3 protein-coding genes are annotated in these 24,608 nt (G+C 76.7%); all 3 read left to right on the plus strand.

Going from position 1 to position 24,608, the window contains the following annotated elements; all coding sequences use genetic code 11:
• The first annotated feature begins 1,028 nt into the window (after positions 1 to 1,028).
• Positions 1,029 to 2,378: a serine hydrolase domain-containing protein gene (locus tag ACFV61_RS07755; protein WP_380490613.1), complete on the plus strand. Its 1,350-nt coding sequence runs from the start codon at positions 1,029 to 1,031 to the stop codon at positions 2,376 to 2,378.
• A gap of 170 nt (positions 2,379 to 2,548) precedes the next feature.
• Positions 2,549 to 21,430: a non-ribosomal peptide synthase/polyketide synthase gene (locus ACFV61_RS07760; protein ID WP_380490615.1), complete on the plus strand. Its 18,882-nt coding sequence runs from the start codon at positions 2,549 to 2,551 to the stop codon at positions 21,428 to 21,430.
• A 23-nt stretch (positions 21,431 to 21,453) separates the two neighbouring features.
• Positions 21,454 to 24,608 (plus strand): amino acid adenylation domain-containing protein (locus ACFV61_RS07765; RefSeq protein WP_380490617.1); only part of this gene is annotated, 3,155 nt, incomplete at its 3' end.

Below are 24,608 nucleotides of genomic sequence, written 5' to 3' on the forward strand. Positions count from 1 at the left end.
GCGGGGGAGAGAGGGGTGTAGAGAGCGAGCGTCAGACCAGCACACTGAGAGTGCGCCCCGGGGCCCCACACCGCTCGGCCGCCCCGCGCCCCGGGGCGGCCGATGTGAACCAGAGCATGCGTGAACCAGAGCATGCGCGCACCACGGCACAAGCGCATCGGGGCACACGCGCATCAGAGCCCTCATTGATTCACTCACAACGTACCTGATCTATTCCGTCGCATCCCTGCACAAGCGCCCCAGGCGTCAGGGGAATCACTCGGCTATTCCCCGCGGAAACCCGGCCGGGTGGCCAGGGGGATCGGGGTGTCACAGTTTCGGCCAAAGAATTCACACCCGTCATCAGGCGTTCCGGGCGTGGCCGGGAGTCACACCAGCGATTTTGCGGTTCCGATTCCGGGGAGAGTTGCTTTCCGTTCAATCGTCAGGGGTTGCGAGCGGGTGACCCGCCGTGAAGACTGTTCCGCGTTCGTCGTTCCGAGCGTTCGGGCCGTCAAGGTATTGCACGGTCCCCGCGACGGTTGTGGCAGGTTCCGCACGGTGGTTGCGGGGAGGGATTGCAGGGGGGACAGGCATGTCGGGCGCAACGATCGCGCAGGTCAGGGCCGTCGGAGCGGCCGACTGGGGCGTTCAGGATTCCTGTCCGGCCCCGCCTGCGGGGTGAGGGCATTCGGCGGTCGGCCGTTCGCCGCGCACCGTTCCCGCCCGCCGTTCCCCTGTTCGCCGTTCCGGGGCGGCGTGGAATTCGGGTCGCATTCGCACCGTCCGGTCGGGGAGCGCCGAAGCGGCCGGGAACGGTTCCCCTCGGGCGGGTGCGGCGCCTTGCCGGGAGCGGTCGGGGATTCCCGTTCACACCCAGCCGGCCGTCATCGGCAGGACTTCCGTCGATTCCCGTTGTTCCCGCGAGTCTTGAGTCGAGGAGCGCAGGTGGCAGGAAATTTCACGGCGTGCTCCACAGTAATCAGGAATTCATCCGCGGACGCTTGCCGCGCCCGCATCTGAGAACCAGTCAACGGGAGCGTCCGCCCATGCCGTACCCCAGTTCCGCGCCCGTCCGCGAGCGCGCGCCGTTCCTCTTACGCCGCGAACTGCAGCACCGGCTCGACACGCTCGCGCGCACCCACCGGGTGCCCGGCGCCCAGGTGGTGCTGGACACCGGCTCGGAGGTCGTGGCCCTGCACACCGGTGTGGCCGACGCCGCCACCGGTGCGCCCTTCACCGGGGACACCGTGGTGCCGGTGGGGTCGCTCACCAAGCCCTACACGGCCGCCCTGGTGATGCTCCTGGCCGACGACGGCGACCTCGACCTCGACGACCGGGTCGCCGATCACCTGCCTGAGCTCCGCCGGATGCCAGCAGTAACGATTCGCCAACTCCTCAGCCACACCGGCGGACTGCCCACCGGGCCGGACTCCGACGCCGCCGCCCGGACCACCGCGGCGCACTACCTGTCGTCCGTGTGCACGGCCGGGGACGCGCTCTTCCCGCCCGGGACGGACTTCTCCTACTCCAACGCCGGCTACATCGCCGCCGGGCGCCTGGTGGAGACGGTGACCGGGATGCCCTGGCACGAGGCCGTGGCCGCCCTGCTGCTCGAACCGCTCGGCACCGTGCCCGTGTTCGTCGACGCGAGCGCACCCGCACGCCCGGTCGCCGCCGGGCACGCGCTCAACGCCGCGACCGGCCGGGCCCGGCCGGTCCGGCAGAACCTGGCCCCGCTGGAGGCCCCGGCCGGCGCCCTGCTGGCGAGCGCCGCGGACCTCGCCGCGCTCGGCGGCGCCCTGGTCGGCCGGGCCAAGGCCCTGCCCCCCGCCGTCGCCGAGGAGATGCGCCGCCCGCAGCCCGGCGCCCGGCCGGGTGCGCTCGCGGACGGCTGGGGCCCGGGGCTCGCCCTCTACCAGCAGGACGGCCGGTTGTGGTGCGGCCACGACGGCAACGCCATGGGGACTTCCTGCCACCTGCGGGCCGACCCGGACAGCGGCGTGGTGGTCGCCTTCGCGGGCAACTCCGGCACCGCCACCGCGCTCTGGCGCGAGCTCGCGGCCGATCTGGCCGAGCTGGCGGGTGTCCGGGTGCCCGCCGCGATCGCGCCCGTGGGCGCGGGCGAGCCCGCCCCCCTGCCCGAGTGCGCGGGCACCTACCGCAACGGTTCGATCCGGTACCGCGTCGAGCCCGCGGGCGACGGATCGTCCACGCTCTCCGTGGACGGCGACCTGCCGTTGCCCCTGCGCTGTTTCGCCGACCTCTCCTACGACCTGCTCGCCCCCGACACCGGCCGCCCCGAGCCGGGCGGGCGCTTCCACCGCGATCCCGCCACGGGCGTGATCGACCGGGTGCAGGTGTCCGGGCGCACGGCGCGTCGCGCCGACCCCGCCTGAGGCGCCCGGCCTCGTCCTGGCCGCCTGCGACCCTCCCGCCGGCGCCGCTCCACCGGGCTCACCCCCGGCTCGTTCCGTTCCCCCGGCCCGGTTCCCCCGGGCCCGAGGGCCGGCCCCCGCCTGCCCCGGCGCCCGCATCGCCTCCTCCCCGTCCGGAAGGACCTTCCGCCATGACCGACCGGCCTGCCCAGCCCGTGCGTTCGTCCGCTCCGCCGCAGGCCGGCGACACCCCTGGCGCCCCGGGGACCGGTGCCGCCCGGGGGACCGATGCCGCCCCGCCGCCGGCGCACCGGACGCTCGACGCGCTGTTCGCCGCCCAGGTGGCCCGCGCGCCGCACGCGCCCGCGGTGACGGACGGCCGGCGCAGCTGGACGTACCGGGAACTGGCCGACCGGGTCGAGCGCCTGGCCCGCGACCTCGCACGGCGCGGTGCCGGGACTGACCGGACGGTGGCGCTGGTCCTGCCGCGCTCGATGGAACTGGTCGCGGCGGAGCTGGCCGTCGCCCGGACGGGCGCCGCCTTCCTGCCCGTGGATCCGGCCTACCCCGCCGGGAGACGGGCGCTGATGCTCGCCGACGCCGCACCCGCCGTCGTCCTGGACGATCCGGCCCGGGTCCGCGCGCTGCTGGAGACGGACCCGGCCGGCGCCGCAGACACGCCCGACACCGGCCTGGCGGGCCCGACCGGTACCGCGCTGCCGGGCCCGAGCGGGACCGACCACGCGGCGTACGTGATCTACACCTCGGGCTCCACCGGGACGCCCAAGGGCGTGGTCGTCACCCACCGGGGCATCGGCGGATTCGCGGAGGCGGCCCGCGCGCACTACGCGGTGCGCCCCGGCGACCGGGTGCTGCAGTTCTCCTCGCCCAGCTTCGACGCCTCCGTCCTCGAACTGTTCATCTCCGTCCTGGCCGGCGCCACGCTGGTGATCCCCCCGCACGGCCCCTGGCTGGGCGAGGAACTCGCCGCCGTGCTCGACGAGCACCGCATCACCCACGCCCTCATCCCGCCGGCCGCCCTCGCCACCGTGCCCGGCGGCACGGGCCGCCACCTGCGCACCCTGATCGTCGGAGCAGAGGCCTGCCCCGCGGACCTGGTCGACCGCTGGGCGCCCGGCCGGCGCATGATCAACTCCTACGGCCCGACCGAGGCGACCATCGTCGCCACCTGGACCGGCCCGCTGACCGTCGGCAGCGGCGCACCCCCCATCGGCGGCGCGCTGCCGCACACCCGGGCGTACGTGCTCGACGCGGCCATGCGGCCCCAACCACCTGGTGTAGAGGGCGAGTTGTACGTCGGGGGGGAGGGCGTGGCGCGCGGCTACCTGGGCCGCCCCGGCCTGACCGCCGGGCGCTTCGTCGCCGACCCCTTCGGCCCGTCCGGCGCCCGGCTCTACCGCACCGGCGACCGGGCCCGGTGGACGGCCGACGGGGAGCTGGAGTTCCTCGGCAGGCTCGACCGGCAGGTGAAGATCCGCGGCTTCCGGATCGAACCGGGGGAGATCGAGGCCGCCCTGCGGGCGCACCCCGCCGTCGACCAGGCCGTCGTCGTGGTCCGGGAGGACGAACCGGGCCGCGAACGCCTGGTCGGCTACGCCACGCCCGCCGACCACGAGCACGCCCCGGATCCGGCGGAGCTGCGCGCGGCACTGGCCGCCACCCTGCCGGCCCACCTGGTGCCGTCCGCCGTCGTCGTCCTGGCCGCGCTGCCGCTCACCCCGCAGCACAAGATCGACCAGCAGGCGCTGCCCGCGCCCGCCCGCCCCGGGGCGGCCGGATCCGTCGCCCCGAGCACCGAGCGCGAACGCGCCCTGGCCGCCATCTGGGCCGAGGTCCTCGGCGTCGACGCGGTGGGCGCGACGGACGACTTCTTCGACCTGGGCGGCGACTCGATCCTCGCCGCCCGGACCTTGGCCCGGGTCGCCGAGCGGCTGGGCGTCCGGCTCACGCTCCGGGACGTCTTCACCGCGCGGACGGTCGCCGCCCTGGCCCCGCTGGTGGACGAGCGGCACACCACCGCGCCGCCGGACCCGATCCCGCCCGCCCCGCGCGAGGAGCCGCTGCCGCTGTCCAGCGCCCAGCGCCGCCTGTGGTTCCTCGACGACCTCACCGTCGGGGGGACGGAGTACAACACCGGCGTCGCCCTGCGGCTGCACGGAACGACGGACCCGGAGGCCCTGCGCCGGGCCCTGGGCCGACTCGCCGCCCGTCACGACTCGCTGCGCACCACCTTCGCCACCGTCGACGGGCAGCTCGTGCAACGCGTCGCGGCGGCGGGCACCCTGCCGCTGCGCACCGCGGACGTCGGCGACCGGCCGGCCGGGGAGCGCGCCGAGGCGGCCGAACGGCTGCTGACCGAGGAGCTGAACCGGCCCTACGACCTGACGGACGGCCCGCTCGCCCGGGCGCTGCTCGTCCGGCTCGCCGCCGACGAGCACCTGCTGCTGCTGGCGCAGCACCACATCATCACGGACGGCTGGTCGGTGGGCGTCCTCACCCGCGAACTGGCCGCGCTCTACCGGGCGGAGGTCTCCGGCGAACCGGACGCGCTCGCCGCCCCCGCCCTCCAGTACCCCGACTTCGCGCGCTGGGAGCAGCGCCGGCGGACCGAGGGCGCCGGGGCGGAGGACGCGCCGGACCTCGCCTACTGGAAGCGGAACCTGGCGGAGCTGCAACCCCTGCAACTGCCCACCGACCGGCCCCGGCCCGCCCAGCGCACGACGAACGGCGCGGCGCACCGCCACCGCCTCCCGGCCGAACTGGTGGCCCGGCTGCGGCACCTCGCCGCGGGCCGCGGCACGACGCTGTTCACCCTGTTCGCGGGGGCGTCCGCGCTGCTGTTCTCGCGCTACTCCGGCCAGCGGGACGTGGCGTTCGGCACCGTCACCACCGGGCGCGACCGGCGGGAGCTGGAGGAGGTGACCGGCTTCTTCGTCAACACCGTGGTGCTGCGCGGCGACGTGGACGAGCGGGCCACCGTCGACCGGTTCGTGGAGAGCGTGCGCACCACCCTGCTGGACGCCTTCGCCCACGCGGCGGTGCCCTTCGACCGGGTGGTCGAGGAACTGGCCCCGCCCCGGGACCCGAGCCGCACCCCGCTGGTCCAGGTCATGGTCGTCCAGCAGAGCCCCACCACCCCGCCGCCCGCCGGAGGCCTGCGCTTCGAGGACCACCCGCTGCCCCGCCCGGCCGCCCGGTTCGACCTGGTGCTGGAGTTCACCCCGGAGGACACCGACGGCTGCGCGCTGACGGTGGAGTACAACACGGACCTGTTCGACGCCCGGACCGTGGCCCGGATGGCGCGCCACCTGCACCGCCTGCTGGCGGGCATGGCGGACGGCCCGCAGCGCATCCTCGCCGAACTGCCCATGCTCTCCGAGGAGGAGCAGCGCACGCTGCTCGACTCCTGGAACCCGCCCGCGCACGGCGCCCGCGACCTCCCGGACACCGTGCTGCCCGTGCTGCCCGTGCTGTTCGAGGCGCAGACGGCCCGCACGCCCGGGCGGACCGCCGTCGGCTGCGGCCCGGTGCGGCGGGACTACGCGGAGGTCAACCGGCGGGCCAACCGCCTCGCCCGGCTGCTGGTCGCCCGGGGCGCGGGCCCCGAGCGGCTGGTCGCGCTGTGCCTGCCGCGCTCCGCCGGCCTGCCGTCGGTGCTGTGGGCGGTGCTCAAGTCGGGTGCGGCGTACCTGCCGGTGGACCCGGGCTACCCGGCCGAGCGGATCCGCTTCATGCTGGCGGACGCCGGGCCCACGCTGGTCCTCGCCACCCGGGAGACGGCGGCCGCGCTGCCCGAGGGGTGGCCCGTCCTGCTGCTGGAGGACGGCGCCGGCCTCGCCCCCGACCCGGCGGGCGCTGATTCGGCGGACGCCGATCTCACGGACGCCGACCGCCTCCGGCCGCTGCTGCCGGAGCACCCCGCCTACGTCATCTACACCTCGGGGTCGACCGGCCGCCCCAAGGGCGTCGTGATCACCCACCGCAGCGTCGTCGCCCTCGCCCGCTGGGCGGCCGAGCGGTTCGGGCCCGGCGGGCTGGACCACGTGCTCGCCGCCACCTCGCTCAACTTCGACGTGTCGGTCTTCGAGCTGCTCTGCCCGCTGCTGGCGGGCGGCAGCGTCGAGGTGGTCGCCGACCTCGCCGCCCTCGCCGAGGAGCCGGCCCCGCGCCGCGTCGGCCTGGTCAGCGGCGTGCCCTCGGTGATCTCCCGACTGCTCGCCGGGGGCGCCGCCCCGGTCGACGCGGGCACCGTCGTGCTGGCCGGCGAGGCCCTCTCCGCCCAGGCGGTGGGCGACCTGCGGCGCGTCCTGCCCGGCAGCGCGATCGCCAACATCTACGGCCCCACCGAGGCCACCGTCTACGCCACCGCCTGGTTCGCCGGTGACCGGCTGCCGGAGCAGGCGCCGCCGATCGGCAGGCCGCTCGCGCTGACCCGGACGTACGTCCTGGACCCCGGGCTGCGCCCGCAACCGCCGGGCGTGGTCGGCGAGTTGTACCTCGGGGGCGGCGGCCTGGCGCGCGGCTATCTGGGCCGCCCCGGGCTGACCGCCGCCCGGTTCGTCGCCGACCCGTACGGCGCGCCGGGGGAGCGGATGTACCGCACCGGAGACCGGGTGCGGTGGAACGCCGACGGCGAGCTGGAGTACCTCGGCCGGATCGACCAGCAGGTCAAGGTGCGCGGCTTCCGGATCGAACTGGGCGAGGTGGAGGAGGCGCTGCGGCGCTGCGAGGGCGTGGCGGAGGCGGCCGCCACCGTCGCCGACGGCGAGGGAAACCGGCGCCTGGTCGGCTACGTGGTCCCCGTCCCGGGCGGCCGGGTGGAGCCCGAGGCCGTACGCCGGGCGCTCGGCCTGGCCCTGCCCGACTACCTGGTGCCCTCGGTCGTCGTACCGCTGCCCGCGCTGCCGCTCAACCCCAACGGCAAGCTCGACCGGAGCCGGTTGCCCGACCCGGGGCCGGCCGTGCCCGCCGTACGCCACGTCGCGCCCCGAACCCCCGCCGAACAGGCGCTCGCCATCATCTGGGCGGAGGTGCTGCGGCTGGAGCGGGTCGGCGCGGACGACAACTTCTTCGACCTCGGCGGCGACTCCATCCTCGGCATCCAGGTGGTGGCCCGCTCCCGGCAGGTGGGGCTGGCGGTGACCTCCGGGGACCTCTACCGGCACCAGACGGTCGCCGCGCTGGCCCGGTGCGCGGACGACGCCGAACGGCCGGCGGTGACCGCCCGGGTGGCCGCCACAGGGGCGGGCGTCCTGACCCCGATCCAGCGCTGGTGGCTCGACCGGGCCGCCGGGCGCGCCGGGCACTTCAACCAGGCGCTCTCCCTCCTGCTGGGCGCCGACGTGGACCGGGCAGCGCTGGAGGACGCCCTGAACGACGTGGTCGCCCACCACGACGCGCTGCGCTCGGCCTTCACGGCCGAGGCCGGAGAGCCCGACGCCAGCGAGCCCGATGTCGGCGAGCCCGAGGTCGGCGAGCCCCGCACCGCAGAGCCCCGCACCGCAGAGCCCCGCGACGGCGAGCCCGGTACCGGCCCCGGCGTGCGCTGGCGGATCGACGACCGGGCGCCCCGGATCCGCCTGGGCCGGCACACCGGCCCGGACGGCGACACCCCGCACTTCGGCCCCTTCGACCTGGGCGGCGGCGACGGCCCGCTGCTGCGCGCCGTGCTGCACGAGCGCGGTGCGGGGCTGCCGCCGGTCCTGCACCTGGCCGTCCACCACCTGGTCGTCGACGGGGTCTCCTGGCGGGTGCTGGCGGAGGACCTCGACGCGGCCTACCGCGCCCGCCGCGACGGCCGGGACGGGGCGGCGGCCCTGCCGGCGAAGTCCTCGCCGCTGCGGCAGTGGGGGCAGCGGCTCGGCGCGTACGCGGCGGCCGGCGGCTTCGAGGACGAGACGGAGTACTGGGCGCGGGCCGTCCCCGCGCAGGACGGTGACGCCCCGGTGGACCCGTTCCCGGCCGACCTCGCGGGGGTCGACACCCACGCCTCGGCCCGCTCCGTCACCGTGCGCCTCGACGCCGCCGACACCGCCGCCCTCCTGCGGACCCTGCCCGACACCTACCGCACCCAGGCCAACGACGTGCTGCTGAGCGCCCTCGGCCGGGCCCTGTGCGGGGCGAGCGGGCTGGAGCGGGTCGTGGTGGACGTCGAGGGGCACGGGCGCGAGGAGTTGTTCGCCGACCTCGACCTGAGCCGCACGGTCGGCTGGTTCACCACCCGGCACCCCGTGGCGCTGGCCGTGCCCGCCGGGGCCGACTGGGACGGCGTCCTCAAGCGGGTCAAGGAGCAGCTGCGCGCCGTCCCCCGACGGGGCCTCGGTTTCGACGCCCTGCGCCACCTGGGGCGCCCAGGCACGGCCCCCGACGCCCCGGCCGCGCGGATCAGCTTCAACTACCTCGGCCGGATGTCCTTCCCGCAGGACGCGGCCGGGCTCTACCGCGGCACCTTCCGGCCCCTGGAACTGGACGCCGACCCGCACGTCGAGCGCCCGCACGCCCTGGAGGTGGTCGGCCGACTCGACGGCGACGCGCTGGAGTTCAGCTGGTTCTACTCCGGCGCCGTGCACCGGCGCGACACCGTCGAGGCCCTGGCCCGGCACTTCGCCGCCGAGCTGGCCGACCTCGCGCGGTACGCGGCCCGCCCGGGCGCCGCCGGGCGCACCCCGTCCGACTTCCCGCTGGCCCGGCTCGACCAGGCGGCCGTGGACCTGATCACCGACGGCGACCCGGGCGCGGTGGAGGACGTCCTCCCGCTGACGCCGACCCAGTCCGGGATGCTCTTCCACGGCCTCGCCGAGGAGGACAGCGGCGCCTACTTCCAGCAGCTGGACTTCGTCCTGGACGGCGTGCCCGACCCGGGGCGGCTCGCCGCCGCCTGGCAGTGGGTCACCGACCGCACCCCGGTGCTGCGCGCCCACGTCCGCTGGCAGGAGGTGCCCGAGCCGCTGCTGGTGGTGCGGCGGCGGGCGGCCGTGCCGGTCACCCACCTGGACTGGCGCGAGCTGTCCGAGCCCGAGCGCCGGGGCCGGCTGGCCGAGCTCCTGGACCGCGACCGGGCCCGCGGGCTGGACCTGGCCCGGGCCCCGCTCCAGCGGCTGCTGCTCATCCGCCTCTCCGACACCCGGGTGCGCGTGCTGTGGTCCTTCCACCACCTCGTCCTGGACGGCTGGAGCCTCTTCCAGGTGCTGTCCGACGTGTTCGCCGTGCACGCCGCGCTGGCCCGCTCCGGGCCGGAGGCGGGAGAAGTCCCGTCCGGCACCCTGCCATCCGGCACCGAGCCCTTCGGCACCGTCCCGTACGGCACCGTCCCGTACGGCACGGTGCCGGAGCGCCGGCCCTACCGCGACTTCGTGGCCTGGCTGCGCGAGCGCGACCCGGCGGAGGCCGAGCGGCACTGGCGAGGGCGCCTGGCCGGGCTGGCCGAGCCGACGCCGCTGCCGTACGACCGCGAGCCGCGCCAGAGCCACCGCGCGGAATCCACCCGGGCCGTGCCGTTCACCCTGCCCGCCGCCGCGACCCGGGCGCTGGAAGGCCTCGCGCGCAGCTCCGGCCTGACCCTGAACACCCTGGTCCAGGGCGCCTGGGCGATCCTGCTGGGCCGTCAGGCCAACCGGGACGAGGTGGTGTTCGGCACCACCTCGTCCGGGCGGCCGCCCGAGCTGCCCGGCGTCGAGACGATGACCGGCCTGTTCATCACCACCCTGCCCACCCGGACGGCCGTGCCCGCCGACGGCACCCTGCTCGACTGGCTCCGCACGCTGCAACGGGAGCAGGGCGAGGACCGGCGCCACGGCTTCGTCCCGCTCACCCGCCTGCGGGCCGCCACCGTCCTCCCCGAGCAGACCGCCCTGTTCGACAGCATCGTCGTCTTCGAGAACTACCCGGTCGAGGACGACGCGGCCGCCGCGCACGGCCTGCGCCTGCGTGACCTGGACGGCATCGAGACCACCAACTACCCGCTCGCCCTGCTGGCCTACCCGGGGCCGGAGCTGGCCCTGCGGCTGTGCTACGACCCGCGGCTGTTCGACGAGGCCACCGTCCGGCGGATGGCCGGGCAGCTCACGGCCGTCCTGACGGGACTGCCCGGGGGCGCCGGGGGCCCGCCCGCGCGCGTGCCGCTGCTGACCGCCGGGGAGCGCCGACGGATCCTCGTCGACTGGAACGCCACCGCCGTCGGACGGACCGAGCGCGACATCGCGGACCTGTTCGCCGAGCAGGTGCGCCGCCGCCCGGACGCCGTCGCCGTGGAGGCGGGCCACGAGCGCCTCGGCTACCGCGACCTCGACGCCCGCGCCGCCGCCCTGGCCGGCCGGCTGGCCGCGCTCGGCGTCGGCGCCGAACGCCCGGTCGGCGTGCTCATGGACCGCTCCGTCGACCTGGTCGTCGCCCAGCTGGCGCTGGTCCGGACCGGCGGGGTCTACGTGCCGCTGGACGGCAGGGCGCCGCGCGAGCGGCTGCACCTGATGCTGGCCGAGGCCGGCGCGGACCTGCTGCTCACCGACGCGCACGGGGACCGGATGGCCCGCGAACTGCGGCCGGACGGGCAAGTGCTTCGCGTCGACGGGCAGACCTTCGCGGCCCGGCCGGGCCCGGCCCCGGCCCCGGCGCTCCACCCCGACAACGTCCAGTACCTGATGTTCACCTCGGGCTCCACCGGCACCCCCAAGGGCGTCGCGGTGCGCCGGCGCGACGTCGCCGCGCTCGCCCTGGACCGCGCCTTCACCGGCCACGACCGGGTGCTCGTGCACTCCCCGCACGCCTTCGACGCCGCCACCTACGAGCTGTGGGTGCCGCTGCTGCGCGGCGGCACCGCCGTGCTGGCCCCGCCGGAGGACCTGGACGCCGCCGCCGTCCGCCGCGCCGTCACCGAGCAGGGCGTGCAGTGCCTGTGGCTGACCGCCGGCCTGTTCCGGCTCCTCGCCCAGGAGGACCCGGGCTGCCTGCGCGGCGCCCGGGAGGTGTGGACCGGCGGCGAGGCGGTGCCCGGTGCGGTCGTGCGCCGGGTCCTGGAGGCCTGCCCCGACCTCACCGTGGTCGACGGCTACGGCCCGACCGAGACCACCACCTTCGCCACCCGCCGGGCCTTCCGCCCCGGTGACCGGCTGCCCGCCGTGCTGCCGATCGGACGCCCGCTGGACGACACCCGGGTGTACGTGCTGGACGGCGCCCTCCAGCCGCAACCGCCCGGCATCACGGGCGAGTTGTACATCGCCGGCGCCGGAGTCGCGCGCGGCTACGCGGGCCGGCCCGGCGAGACCGCCGCCCGCTACCTCGCCGATCCCTTCGGGCCGCCCGGCGGCCGGATGTACCGCACCGGCGACACCGCCCGGTGGAGCGAGGACGGCGAACTGCACTTCGTGGGCCGCGCGGACGACCAGATCAAGATCCGCGGCTTCCGCATCGAACCCGCCGAGATCGAGGCACGGCTCACCGCCCACCCGGCCGTCGCCGAGGCCGTCGTCTCGCTCCACGAGGACGCGGGGCGCAAGCGGCTGGCCGCCCACCTGGTGCCGGCCGGCGGCGCCGAGCCGCCCTCCGCCACGGCGCTGCGCGCCCACCTGGCGGCCGACCTGCCCGACTACATGCTGCCCGCGGCCTTCGTCACGGTCGCCGAACTGCCGCTGACCGCCAACGGCAAGGTGGACCGCCGGAGGCTGCCCGCTCCCGACTGGTCGGCGGCGGGCGACCGCGCCCACCGCGCCCCGAGCACCGACACCGAACGCGTCCTCACCGCGATCTGGGCGGAACTGCTCGGCGTGGAGCGGGTCGGGGTCGACGACGACTTCTTCCTGCTCGGCGGCGACTCGATCCTGAGCATCCAGGTCGTCTCCCGCGCCCGCGCCGCCGGTCTCGCGCTGTCCCCCCGCGACCTGTTCCGGCACCCCACCGTCGCCGCGCTGGCCGCCGTCGCCGGCACCGCAGCCACCGTCGCCGGGACCGAACCGGTCAGCGGCGAGGTGGGCCTGACGCCCATCCAGCACTGGTTCCTCGACCCGAACCCGCCGTACGCCGCGTCCTTCGACCAGTCCGTCGTGGTGGAGGCGCCCGGCGAGGTCGACCCGCAGGCCCTGCGCCGCGCCCTGACCGCCCTGTGGGCCCACCACGACGCCCTGCGCTCCCGCTTCACCACCGGGGCGGACGGCGCCTGGCAGCAGCACTGCGCCCCTGCGGACGCCGCCGCACCCGAGCTGCTGGAGGTCGTCGACCTCGGCGCCCTGGACGGGGCGGCGGCCGAGGCCGCCGAGGCGCGGGCCACCGAGGCCGCGCACGCCGCGTTCCGGCTGGACACCCTCCCGCTGCTCACCGCCCGCCTGTTCACCACCGACGGCACCCGGCCCGCCCGGCTGCTGCTGGCCGTCCACCACCTGGTCGTCGACGGCGTCTCCTGGCGGATCCTGCTGGAGGACCTGGAGACCGCCTACCGGCAGGCCGTGGAGGGCCGGCCGCTGCGCCTGCCCGCCCGCACCACCTCCGTGCGGGAGTGGACCCGCCGCCTGCGCGAGCACACCGCGGCCGGCGGCTTCGCGGGCCGGCGCGCCCACTGGGCGGCGGCCGCCCGGCACTGCGCGGCCGCGCTGCCGGTGGACGGCGACGGCGGCAACACCGCCGCCGACCTGCGCGCCGTCACCGTCCGGCTGGACCGCGAGCGCACCGGGAGCCTGCTGCGCAAGGTCCCCGGGGTCTACCGCACCCGGATCGACGACGTCCTGCTCACCGCCCTGGGCCGGGTGCTCGCCGAGTGGACCGGGCGGAGCACCGTCGCGATCGGCCTGGAGGGGCACGGCCGCGAGGACCAGCTGTTCGAGGACGTCGACCTGTCCCGCACGGTCGGCTGGTTCACCTCGCTCTTCCCCGTCGCCCTCGACGTCCCGGACGGGGACTGGGGCACCGCGCTGAAGGCCGTCAAGGAGCAGCTGCGGGCGGTGCCGGAGCGCGGCCTCGGCTACGGCGCGCTGCGCCACCTCGCCCGGGACGAAGAGCTCGCCGACGCCCCGGCCCCCGGGATCAGCTTCAACTACCTGGGCCGCTTCGACTGGTCCGCCGACGGCGCCGCCCTGGTCCGCGCCGTCCCCGGCGGCCTCGGCGGCGCGGAGGCGCCCGGCACCGAGCGCCCGCACCTGCTGGACGTCGTCGCCCGGGTCGAGGACGACCGGCTGGAGATCGGCTGGTACTACAGCGCCGGCCGGCACCACGAACGGACCGTCACCGCGCTCGCGGACGCCATGCTGCGCGCCCTGGAGGACCTCGTCGCGCACTGCGCCGAGCCCGGCGCCGGCGGCCGCACCCCCGCCGACTTCCCGCTGGCCCGGCTGGACCAGGCGGCGGTGGACCGGATCGCCGGGGACGGCCGCTCCGTCGCGGACGTGTACCCGCTGACGGCGATGCAGGCGGGCATGCTCTTCCACAGCCTGCTGGACCCGGACGCCCACACCTACGTCAACCAGGTCCAACTGGTCCTCTCCGGCGTCACCGACCCGCACGCCCTGGCCGCCGCCTGGCAGCAGACCGTGGACGCCAACGCGGTGCTGCGCACCCGGCTCGCCTGGCAGGACACCGCCGAGCCGCTCCAGGTCGTCCAGCACCGGGCCGCCGTCCCGGTGACCCACCACGACTGGACCGGCCGCCCGGCCGACCGGATCGAGCGGGACACCGCCCGGCTGCTCGCCGAGGACCGGGCGGCCGGCCTCGACCTGGCCGCCGCACCGCTGATGCGGCTGGCCCTGGTCCGGCTGTCGCCGACCCGGGTGCGGGTGGTGTGGACCTTCCACCACGTCCTGCTCGACGGGTGGAGCGCGGCCCAGGTCTTCGACGAGGTGTGCGAGCGCTACGCCGCCCTGGCCGCCGGGCGCCGGCCGAACCCGGTCGCGCGCGCCCCCTTCGCCGACTACCTGCGCTGGCTGTCCGGGCAGGACCCGGCGCGGGTCGAGCGGTACTGGCGCGACACCCTGGCCGGGTTCCCCGCCCCCACCGAACTGCCCCGCGACCGGCGCCCGGCCGAGGCGCACCGCGCGTCGTCCTCGGCATCGGTGCGGGTGACCCTCGACAACGACCTGTCGGAGCGGCTGCGGACCACCGCCCGGCAGGCCGGGCTGACCGTCAACACCGTGCTCCAGGGCGCCTGGGCGCTGCTGCTCTCCCGCTACGGCGGCGGGGACGACGTGGTCTTCGGCACGATCGTCTCCGGCCGGCCCGCCGAACTCCCGGGCGTCACCTCGATGGTGGGGCTGTTCATCAACGCCCTGCCCACCCGGGTGCGGATCGACGCCGGCCGCTCGCTGCTGGAGTGGCTGCGGGAGCTCCAGGACGCCCAGTCGGAGGCCCGCCGCTACGACGCCGTCTCCCTGGCGCAGCTCCAGAACTGGAGCGAACTGCCGGGCGGAACGGCCCTGTTCGACAGCATCGTGGTCTTCGAGAACTACCCGTTCGACGCGCAGGCGCTGACCCGGCACGGCCTGGGCGTCGAGACCGAGCACGTCCTGGAGCCGACCAACTACCCGCTCGGCGTGGTGGTCGCCCCCGGCGACGCCATCGCGGTCAGCCTCGACCACGACCCGGCCGTCTTCGACACCGCCACCGTCGAGGCGCTCGGGGCGGGCCTGCACACCTTGCTGACGGCGATGGCGGCCGGCCTCGACCGGCCGGCGGCGCAGCTGCCGCTGCTCGACCCGCTGCGAGGACGCGAACTCGTCGACCGCTTCGGCGGGGCGGTGGTCGAGGCACCGCAGGACACCGTGCCCGAGGCCTTCGCCCGGCAGGCCGCCCGCACGCCCGACGCCCCGGCCGTCCGCTGCGGCGACGTGCTGCTGACCTACCGGGAGCTCGACGAACGGGCCAACCGGCTGGCCCGGCTGCTGATCGCGGCCGGGGCCGGGCCCGAGCGGTTCGTCGCGCTCGCGCTGCCCCGCACCGCCGACCTGGCCGTGGCGCTGCTGGCGGTGCTCAAGAGCGGCGCCGCCTACCTGCCGGTCGACCCCGGGTACCCGGCCGACCGGATCGCGTTCCTCTTCGCGGACGTCCGCCCCGACGCCGTGGTCACCGACACGGAGACCGGAGGGCGGCTGCCGGCGGGCCCGTTCACCCGGATCGTGCTCGACGACCCCGGGTGCGCCGGACGGCTCGCCGCCGCCCGCCCCGACACCGTGCGCGACCATGAACGGCTCGGCGCCCTGCTGCCGCAGCACCCCGCGTACGTCATCCACACCTCCGGCTCGACCGGCCGCCCCAAGGGCGTCGTGGTCGCCCACGCCTCGGTGCTGGCCCTGACCGACTGGGCCGCCGCCGAGTTCGCCGACCACGGCCTGGCCCACGTGGTGGCCGCCACCTCGCTCAACTTCGACGTGTCGGTGTTCGAGATCTTCTCGCCCCTGCTCGCCGGCGGCTGCGTGGAACTCGTCCGGGACCTGCTGGCCCTGGCCGAGCGCCCCGGGCCGTGGCGGGCCGGCCTGCTCAGCGCGGTGCCCTCCGCCCTGGGCGGCCTCCTCGCGGAGGACGCCGTGCACCTCGGCGCGGACACCGTCGTCCTGGCCGGCGAGGCCCTGCCCGCCCGCACCGTGCGCCGGCTGCGCGAGGCCGTCCCCGGCTGCCGGGTGCTGAACATCTACGGCCCCACCGAGGCCACCGTCTACGCCACCGCCTTCGCCTGCGACCCCGCCGACCCCGACCGCGACCCGCCGATCGGCCGCCCGGTCGGCGGCGCCCGGGCCTACGTCCTGGACGACCGGCTGCGCCCGGTGCCCGTCGGCGCGCCGGGGGAGCTGTACCTGGCCGGCACCGGCGTCGCCCGCGGCTACCTGCGCCGCCCGGGCCTGACCGCCGCCCGGTTCCTGCCCGACCCCTTCGGCCCGCCCGGGCGCCGGATGTACCGCACCGGGGACCTGGTGCGCTGGACGGCCGACGGCGACCTCGGCTACCTCGGCCGTGCGGACGACCAGGTCAAGGTGCGCGGCTTCCGGATCGAACTCGGCGAGGTCGAGGCCGCCCTGGCCCGCCACCCGCAGGTGTCGGCCGCCGCCGCCCGGGTCGTCGACCACGACGGCCACCGGCGCCTGGTGGGCTACGCGGTGGCCCGTGACGGCGCACTGCCCGACCCCGTCGAGTGGCGCGCCTTCCTCGGGAGCACCCTCCCCGACCACCTGGTGCCCGCGCTGGTGGTGCCGCTGGAGCGGCTGCCGCTCGGCGCCACCGGCAAACTCGACCGCCGTGCGCTGCCCGCCCCGGTGTGGGCCGCCCCGGCCGCACGCGGTGAGCGACCGCCGCGCACCGCGACCGAACGCACCCTCGCCGCGATCTGGCGCGAGGTGCTCGGCGTGCCCGACGTGGGCGCGGACGACAACTACTTCGCGCTCGGCGGCGACTCGATCCTGGGCATCCAGATCGTCTCGGCGGCCCGCCGGGCCGGCCTCGCGCTCACCCCCCGGCACCTGTTCGCCCACCAGACCCTGGCCGAACTCGCCCTCGCCGCCGAGGAGTCGCCGAGCCCGGCGGTCGCCGCCGAACAGGGCGCCGTGGTCGGCGACGCCCCGCTCACCCCCGTCCAGGACTGGCTGCTGGACACCCTCGGCGGGGACACCGCCCAGTTCACCCAGTCGGTCTCCTTCACCCTCGCCCCCGACACCGAGGAGCCCCTGCTGCGGGCCGCGCTCGCCGCCGTCCTGGACCACCACGACGCGCTGCGCCTGCGGTTCCAGCCGCTCGGCGACGGGCGGTGGCGCCAGCACGGCACCGCGCCCGGCGACCTGCCGGAGCTGCGCACGCATCAACTGCCCGCCGCCCCGGCGCTGGAGCGCGAGGCGACGCTGCGCGAGCTGGGCGAGCGCCTGGCCGCAGGCTTCGACCTGGCCGAAGGGCCGCTGCTGCGGGCCGCGCTGTGCCGCTTCGACGGCGAGCAGCCCCCCGTCCTGCTGCTGGCCGCGCACCACCTGGTGGTCGACGCGGTGTCCTGGCGCGTCCTCCTGGAGGACCTGGACACCGCCCACCGCGCGCTGCGGGCGGGTGGGCGGCCCGACCTCGGCCCCAAGAGCACCTCCTTCCGGGCCTGGGCCGAACGGCTCGCCGAGCACACCGCGGCCGGCGGCTTCGACGACGAGCACGCCCACTGGTACGGGCTGGACGACGGCGCCGCGACCGCCCTGCCGACCGACCTGGACGGCGCCAACACGGCCGCCACCGAGGAGTCGCTGGACCTCGCCCTCGACGCCGAGGACACCCGCCGGCTGCTCCAGGACGTCCCGGAGGTCTACCGCACCCGGGTCAACGACGTCCTGCTCTGCGCCCTGGGCCGGGTGCTGGCCCGCTGGACCGGCCGGGACCGGGTGACGGTCGCCCTGGAGGGCCACGGCCGCGAGGAACTGTTCGACGGGGTCGACCTCTCCCGGACCGTCGGCTGGTTCACCACGCTGTACCCGGTGGCCCTGGACGTGCCCCGGGACGCCGACACCGGCACCGCCCTGAAGACCGTCAAGGAGAACCTGCGCGCCGTACCGCGCGGCGGGCTCGGCTACGGTGCCCTGCGCCACCTGCGGCCCGCCGCCGACCCCAGGCTGCCCGACCTGCCGCAGATCGGCTTCAACTACCTGGGCCGGCAGGACTGGACCCCCGCCCCCGGCGGCCTGCTGCACGCCCCGGCCGGCCCGCTCACCGGCGGCATGGACCGGGCCGCGGACCGGCCGCACCTGCTGGACGTGCTCGGCCGGGTGAGCGACGGGAAGCTGGCGTTCACCTGGTCGTACTCCCGCGCGGTGCACCACCGCGCCACCGTCGCCCGGCTCGCCGCCGAACTGCTGGACGAGCTGCGGGAGATCGTCCGCCACTGCGCCGAACCCGGCGCGGGCGGCCGCACCCCCGCCGACTACCCGCTGGCCGCCCTGGACCAGGCCGCCGTCGACCGACTGGCCGGCACCGGACGGGACGTGACGGAGATCCAGCCGCTCACCCCCACCCAGACCGGCATGGTGCTGCACGGCCTGGACGAGGCCGAACACGGCCTGTACGTCGAGCAGATCACCTTCGTGCTGGACGGCGCCCGCGACCTGCGGCCGCTGGCCGCCGCCTGGCAGCACGTCGTCGACCGCACCCCCGTGCTGCGCACCGCCGTCGTCCTGCGCGACGTGCCCGTACCCCTCCAGGTGGTCCACCGGGAGGCGACGCTGCCGGTCACCGAACACGACTGGAGCGCACTGCCGGAAGCCGAGCGCGAAGCCCGCCTGGAGCGGCTGCTCGCCGACCAGCGGGCCCGCCCGCTGGCCCTGGACCGGGCCCCGCTGCTGCGGCTCGACCTGATCCGGCTCGGCCCGGACGCGGCGCGCGTGGTGTGGACCTTCCACCACGTGCTGCTCGACGGATGGAGCGTCTTCCACGTCCTGTCCGACGTCCTGGCCGCCCACGCCGCGCTCGCCCGCGGCGACCGGCCGGGCCTGCCCGAGCGCCGGCCCTTCGCGGACTACGTCGGCTGGCTCGCCGCCCGCGACACCGCCGCCGCCGTGGAGCACTGGCGCGGCGTCCTGGCGGACCTCACCACCACCGCGCTGCCCTACGACCGCAAGCCCGCCCAGGGCGACACGGCCCGCTCCGGCGCCTGGCTCTCGCACCGCCTGGCCGAGGCCGAGACGGACCGGCTCCAGGAGTTCGCCCGCCGGCACCGCCTCACCCTCAACACCCTGGTGCAGGGCGCCTGGGCGCTGCTGCTGTCGCGGTGGAGCGGAGAGCAGCGGGTGTGCTTCGGCACCACCGTCTCCGGGCGCCCGGCCGACCTGGCCGGCTCCGACGCCATCGTCGGCCTGTTCATCACCACCCTGCCCGCCCGCGTCACCGTCGACGGCGCCCAGCCCTGTGCCGCCTGGCTGCGCGCGCTCCAGGAGGAGCAGGCCGAGGACCGCCGGTTCGACCACCTGCCGCTGGCCGCGATGCACGGCCTGAGCGGGCTGGCGCCCGGGACGCCGCTGTTCGACAGCCTGGTGGTCTTCGAGAACTACCCGGTCGGCGACGCGACGGCCGGCGCCCACGGCCTGCTGATCCGCGAACTGGACGCCAGGGAGGCCACCAACTACCCGCTCACCGTGGTCGTCTCGCCCGGCGACCGGCTCGCCGTCGAACTCGGCCACGACCCCCGGTACATCGACCGGGACACCGCCGAGAAACTGGCCGCCCAGCTGCTGCACACCCTGTCCGCCCTGGCCGGCTCGGACGGCACCGCCCGCCTGGACGACCTCGACCTGCTGCCGCCCGGGGAACGCGAGCGGCTGCTGCGCGGCCCGGCCCGCCCGGCGGGCGCCCCGGTGCCCCCGGCGGCCCTGCCCGCCCTGGTCGAGGCCGCCGTGGACCGCCGGCCGCACGCCCCGGCGCTGAGCGCCCCCGGACTGGAGCTGACCTTCGCCGAGGCCGAGGCGCACGCCAACCGCCTGGCGCACCGGCTCATCGCGCGCGGCGCCGGCCCCGGCGAGGTGGTCGCCCTCCTGCTGCCGCGCTCGGCGGACATGGTGCTCGCCCAGCTGGCGGTGGCGAAGACCGGCGCCGCGTTCCTGCCGGTCGACCCCCACTACCCCGACGAGCGCGTCGAGTTCATGCTGCGCGACGCGGCGCCCGCGCTCACCCTGGACGCCAAGGAGGTCGCGGCGCTGCTGGCCGCCCCGCCGGACGGCGCCCCCGACCACCGCCCCGCCGACCCCGACCGGCTCCGCCCGCTCGACCTGGACGACCCCGCCTACGTCATCTACACCTCCGGCTCCACCGGCACCCCGAAGGGCGTCGTCCTCACCCACCGCGGGCTGGCCGCCTTCGCCGCCGCCGAGGCCGAGCACTACCAAGTCGCCCCGGGGGACCGGGTGCTGGCCTTCGCCACCCCCAGCTTCGACGCCTCCGTGCTCGAACTGTGCATGTCCCTGCCGCACGGCGCCCGGCTGGTGGTGCCCGCACCCGGACCGCTGCTCGGCGCCCAACTGGCCGAGGTGCTCCGGACGGAGGCGATCACCCACACCCTGCTGCCGCCGGCCGCCCTCGCCACCCTGCCCGCCGACACCCCCGGCACGCTGCCCGCGCTCAGGACCCTGGTGGTCGGCGCCGACGCGTGCGGCGCCGACCTGGTGGCCCGCTGGGCCCCGCACCACCGCATGGTCAACTCCTACGGCCCCACCGAGGCCACCGTGGTCGCCGCCTGGTCCGCGCCGCTGGCCCCGGACGGCGCCGCGCCGCCGATCGGCCGCCCGCTGCCCGGCACCGGCGCCTACGTCCTGGACGCCCGCCTGCGGCCGGTGCCCGACGGCGTCACCGGCGAACTGTGGCTGAGCGGACCGGCCCTGGCCCGCGGCTACCTCGGCAGGCCGGGCCTGACCGCCGCCCGCTTCACCGCCGACCCGTACGGGCCGCCCGGCACCCGGATGTACCGCACCGGCGACCTGGTGCGCCGCGACCACCGGGGCGAACTGCACTACCTGGGCCGCACCGACCACCAGCTCAAGCTGCGCGGCCACCGCATCGAGGCGGGCGAGGTCGAGGCCGTCCTGGTGCGCCACCCGGCCGTGCTGGACGCCGTGGTGACGGTGCGGGAGGACGAGCCCGGGCTGCCCCGCCTGGTCGCGCACCTGCTCGCGGCCCCCGGCGCCGAACCGCCGACCGGCGCCGAACTGCGCGCCCTGGCCGCCCGCTCCCTGCCCGGCCACCTCGTCCCCTCGGCCTTCGCCGTCCTCGACCGCTTCCCGCTCACCGCGAGCGGCAAGACCGACCGCGCCGCGCTGCCCGCCCCCGTACCCGAGGAGGAGCAGCGGCCCGACCGGCTGGCGCCCCGCACGCCCACCGAGGAGGCCGTGGCCGAGATCTGGGCCGAGACCCTGCGGACGGCCGTGGGCGTGACGGACGACTTCTTCCAACTGGGCGGCGACTCCATGCGGGCCCTGCTGATCGCCTCCCGCGCCAACGATGCCTTCGGCGTCACGCTCACCCCCCGCGACGTCCTGGTCTCCCGCACCGTGGCCGCCCTGGCGGAACTGGTGGAGGACCAGGTGCTGAGCGAACTCGAGGACGCCGCGTCCGGCGGCCCGGACGATGACGAACGATGACGAACGGTGAGGATCCGACGACCATGACGCCTTCGAAGCGAGACCGCGCCGAGGCCCTGCCCGCCGACCTGCGCGAAGCGCTGCGCCTGCGGCTGGCCGGGCGCTCCGGCGGCGCCCGGGCCGCCGCCGACCGGTCCATCCCGCACGCCGACCGCAGCCGACCGCTGCCGCCCTCCTTCGTCCAGCAGCGCCTGTGGTTCCTGGACCGGCTGCGCCCCGGCGACCCCCGCTACAACAGCGCGGTCGCCGTACGGTTCACCGGCCCGCTGGACCGCGCGGCGCTCGCCGGGGCGCTGGCCGCCGTCGTGGCCCGCCACGAGGGGCTGCGGACCACCTTCGACGAGGCCGACGGCCGCCCGGTGCAGACCGTGCGGCCGGCCGGTCCGGTGCCGCTGCCCGTCCGGGAGCCGGCCGACGGGGAGAGCCTCGACGCGATCCTGCTCCAGGAGTACTCCCGCCCCTTCGACCTCCGGCAGGGGCCGCTGCTGCGCGCCCTGCTGGTGCGCGAGTCGGACCGCTCGCACGTCCTGCAAGTGACGGCGCACCACATCGTCACCGACGGCTGGTCGATGGGCGTCGTCCTGGACGAGCTGTGCACCGGCTACGAGGCCCTGGCCCGCGGCGCCGCCCCGGACCTGCCCCCGGTGGCCGTCCAGTACCCGGACTTCGCGGTGTGGCAGCGCGAACAGCTCTCCGGAGCCCGGCTGGAGGGCCAACTGGCCCACTGGAAGGCGAAACTGGCGGGTGCGGTGCCGCCGGAGCTGCCGCTGGACCACCCGCGGCGCGGCGAGGAGGCCGGCCCCGGCGCCGTCCACGCCTTCACCGTCCCCGCGCCGCTCACCGCCCGGCTGCGCGAGCTCGCGGCCGAGCGGCACGGCACCCTGCACACCGCCCTGGTCGCCGCCACCCAGGCGCTGCTGGCCCGCTGGTCCGGCCAGCAGGACGTCACCGTCGGCTCCCTGACGCCCGGGCGCTCCCGCACCGAGCTGGAACGGGCCGTCGGCTGCTTCGTCAACACCGTCGTCCTGCGCACCCGGGTCGAGCCCGCCGGATCCTTCCGCGACCTGCTCGCGGCCGCCACCGAGACCGGCAACGACGCGCTCGCGCACGGCGACACGCCCTTCGAACGGCTCGTCGAGGCGGTCGGCGCGCCCCGCCAGGCGGGCCGCAACCCGCTGTTCGACGTGCTGGTCCTGCTGCACCCCGCGCCGCCCGAGGCCACCACCCCGCACGGGCCGGCAGCCGCCCCGGTCGCCGTGCCCCGGCAGGCCGCCACCTTCGACCTCAGCGTCGAGTTCGTCCCGGACGGCGAGGCGCTCACCGGCCTGCTGGAGTACCGCGCCGACCTCTTCGACGCGCCCACCGCCCGCCGGATGGCCGACCAGCTCCTGCTGCTGCTGGCCGGCGCCGCCGCCGAACCCGACCGCCCGCTCGGCACCCTGCCGCTGCTCTCGCCCCGGGAGACCCGGCAGGTCACCCGGGACTGGAACGCCACCGCGCTGCCCGTCGAGGACACCGGCTACCCCGAGCTGTTCGAGCGCAGGGCCGCCCTGACCCCGCACGCCCCGGCCCTGGTCGCCGGAGCCGAACGGCTCGACTACGCGACCCTCAACACCCGCGCCAACCGGCTCGCCCACCAGCTCATCGCCCGCGGCGCCGGCCCCGAACGGCTGGTCGCGCTGCGGCTGCCGCGCACCGCCGACATGATCGTGGCGATCCTCGCCGTCTGGAAGGCCGGCGCCGGCTACCTGCCCCTGGACCCGGCCCTGCCGGCCGAGCGCCAGCGTTACCTGCTCGACGACGCCCGCCCGGCCCTGGTCCTGGACGAGCAGACGCTCCGGGCAATGCCCGACACCGGCCCGGACACCGACCCCGGCGACGCCGACCGGACCGCCTCGCTGCACCCCGCCAACACCGCGTACGTGCTCTACACCTCCGGCTCCACCGGCCGCCCCAAGGGCGTCGCCGTCCCGCACCGCGCGGTGGTGAACCTGCTCGCCGCCCACCGGGCGGGCTTCGTCGCCGACGCGGGCGGCGGGCCGCTGCGCGTGGCGCTGACCGCCTCGTTCTCCTTCGACACCTCCCTGGAGGGCGTGCTGCTGATGGCCGACGGCCACCCGCTGCACCTGGTCGACGAGACCACCAGGATGGACCCGGCCGCCCTGGTCGAGTACGTCGTGCGCCACCGCGTCGACTTCCTCGACCTGACGCCCTCCTACCTGCGCCAACTGCTGCCCGCCGGACTGCTCGACGACCCGCGCCACCGCCCCCGGGTGCTGATGCTCGGCGGCGAGGCCGTCGGGCCCCGGCTCTGGCGCGAACTCGCCGGGCACCCGGACGTCGCCGCCTACAACTACTACGGCCCCACCGAGTGCACCGTCGACGCGCTCGCCTGCCGCATCGCGGGCGGTGACCGGCCGCTGGTGGGCCGCCCGCTGCCCAACCTGCGGGCCTACGTCCTCGACGACCGGCTCCAGCCGGTGCCGCCCGGGGTGAGCGGCGAACTCCACCTCGCCGGCGAGCAGGTCGCCCGCGGCTACGCCGGCCGCCCGGGGCTGACCGCCGCCCGCTTCACCGCCGACCCGTACGGGCCGCCCGGCGCCCGGATGTACCGCACCGGCGACCTGGCCCGCTGGACGGCCGACGGGTGCCTGGAGTACCTCGGGCGCGCCGACGACCAGGTCAAGGTGCGCGGCCACCGGATCGAACCCGGCGAGATCGAGGCGGCGCTGCTCGACCTGCCGCAGGTCGCCGCGGCCGCGGTCGCCGCCGTGCCCGACGCGCGCGGCCACACCCGGCTGGCGGCCTACCTGGTCTTCGCCGACGGCGCGGCCCGCCCGTCCGCCGACCTTCGCGCCGCCCTGCGGCGGGTGCTGCCGGACCACCTGGTGCCGTCCTCGTTCACCGCGCTCGACACCCTGCCGCTCACCACCAGCGGGAAGCTGGACCGCCGCGCACTGCCCGCCCCCGACCCCGAAGACGAAGGACGGGAAGGGGAGTTCGTCGCCCCGCGCACCCCCGAGGAGGAGACCCTCGCCGGGATCTGGGCCGAGGTGCTGGGCGTGGCGCGGGTCGGCGTCACCGACAACTTCTTCGAGCTCGGCGGCGACTCGATCCTGAGCATCCAGGCCGTCTCCCGCGCCCGCGCCGCCGGCCTGCGGATCGGCTCCCAGCCCGA

Source organism: Kitasatospora sp. NPDC059817, from assembly GCF_042731835.1.
Taxonomy (GTDB): Bacteria; Actinomycetota; Actinomycetes; order Streptomycetales; family Streptomycetaceae; genus Kitasatospora.

Coding starts and splice junctions, on each gene's coding strand:
- ACFV61_RS07755 (WP_380490613.1), top strand. CDS start 1,029: ATGCCGTACCCCAGTTCCGCGCCCGTCCGCGAGCGCGCGCCGTTCCTC.
- ACFV61_RS07760 (WP_380490615.1), top strand. CDS start 2,549: ATGACCGACCGGCCTGCCCAGCCCGTGCGTTCGTCCGCTCCGCCGCAG.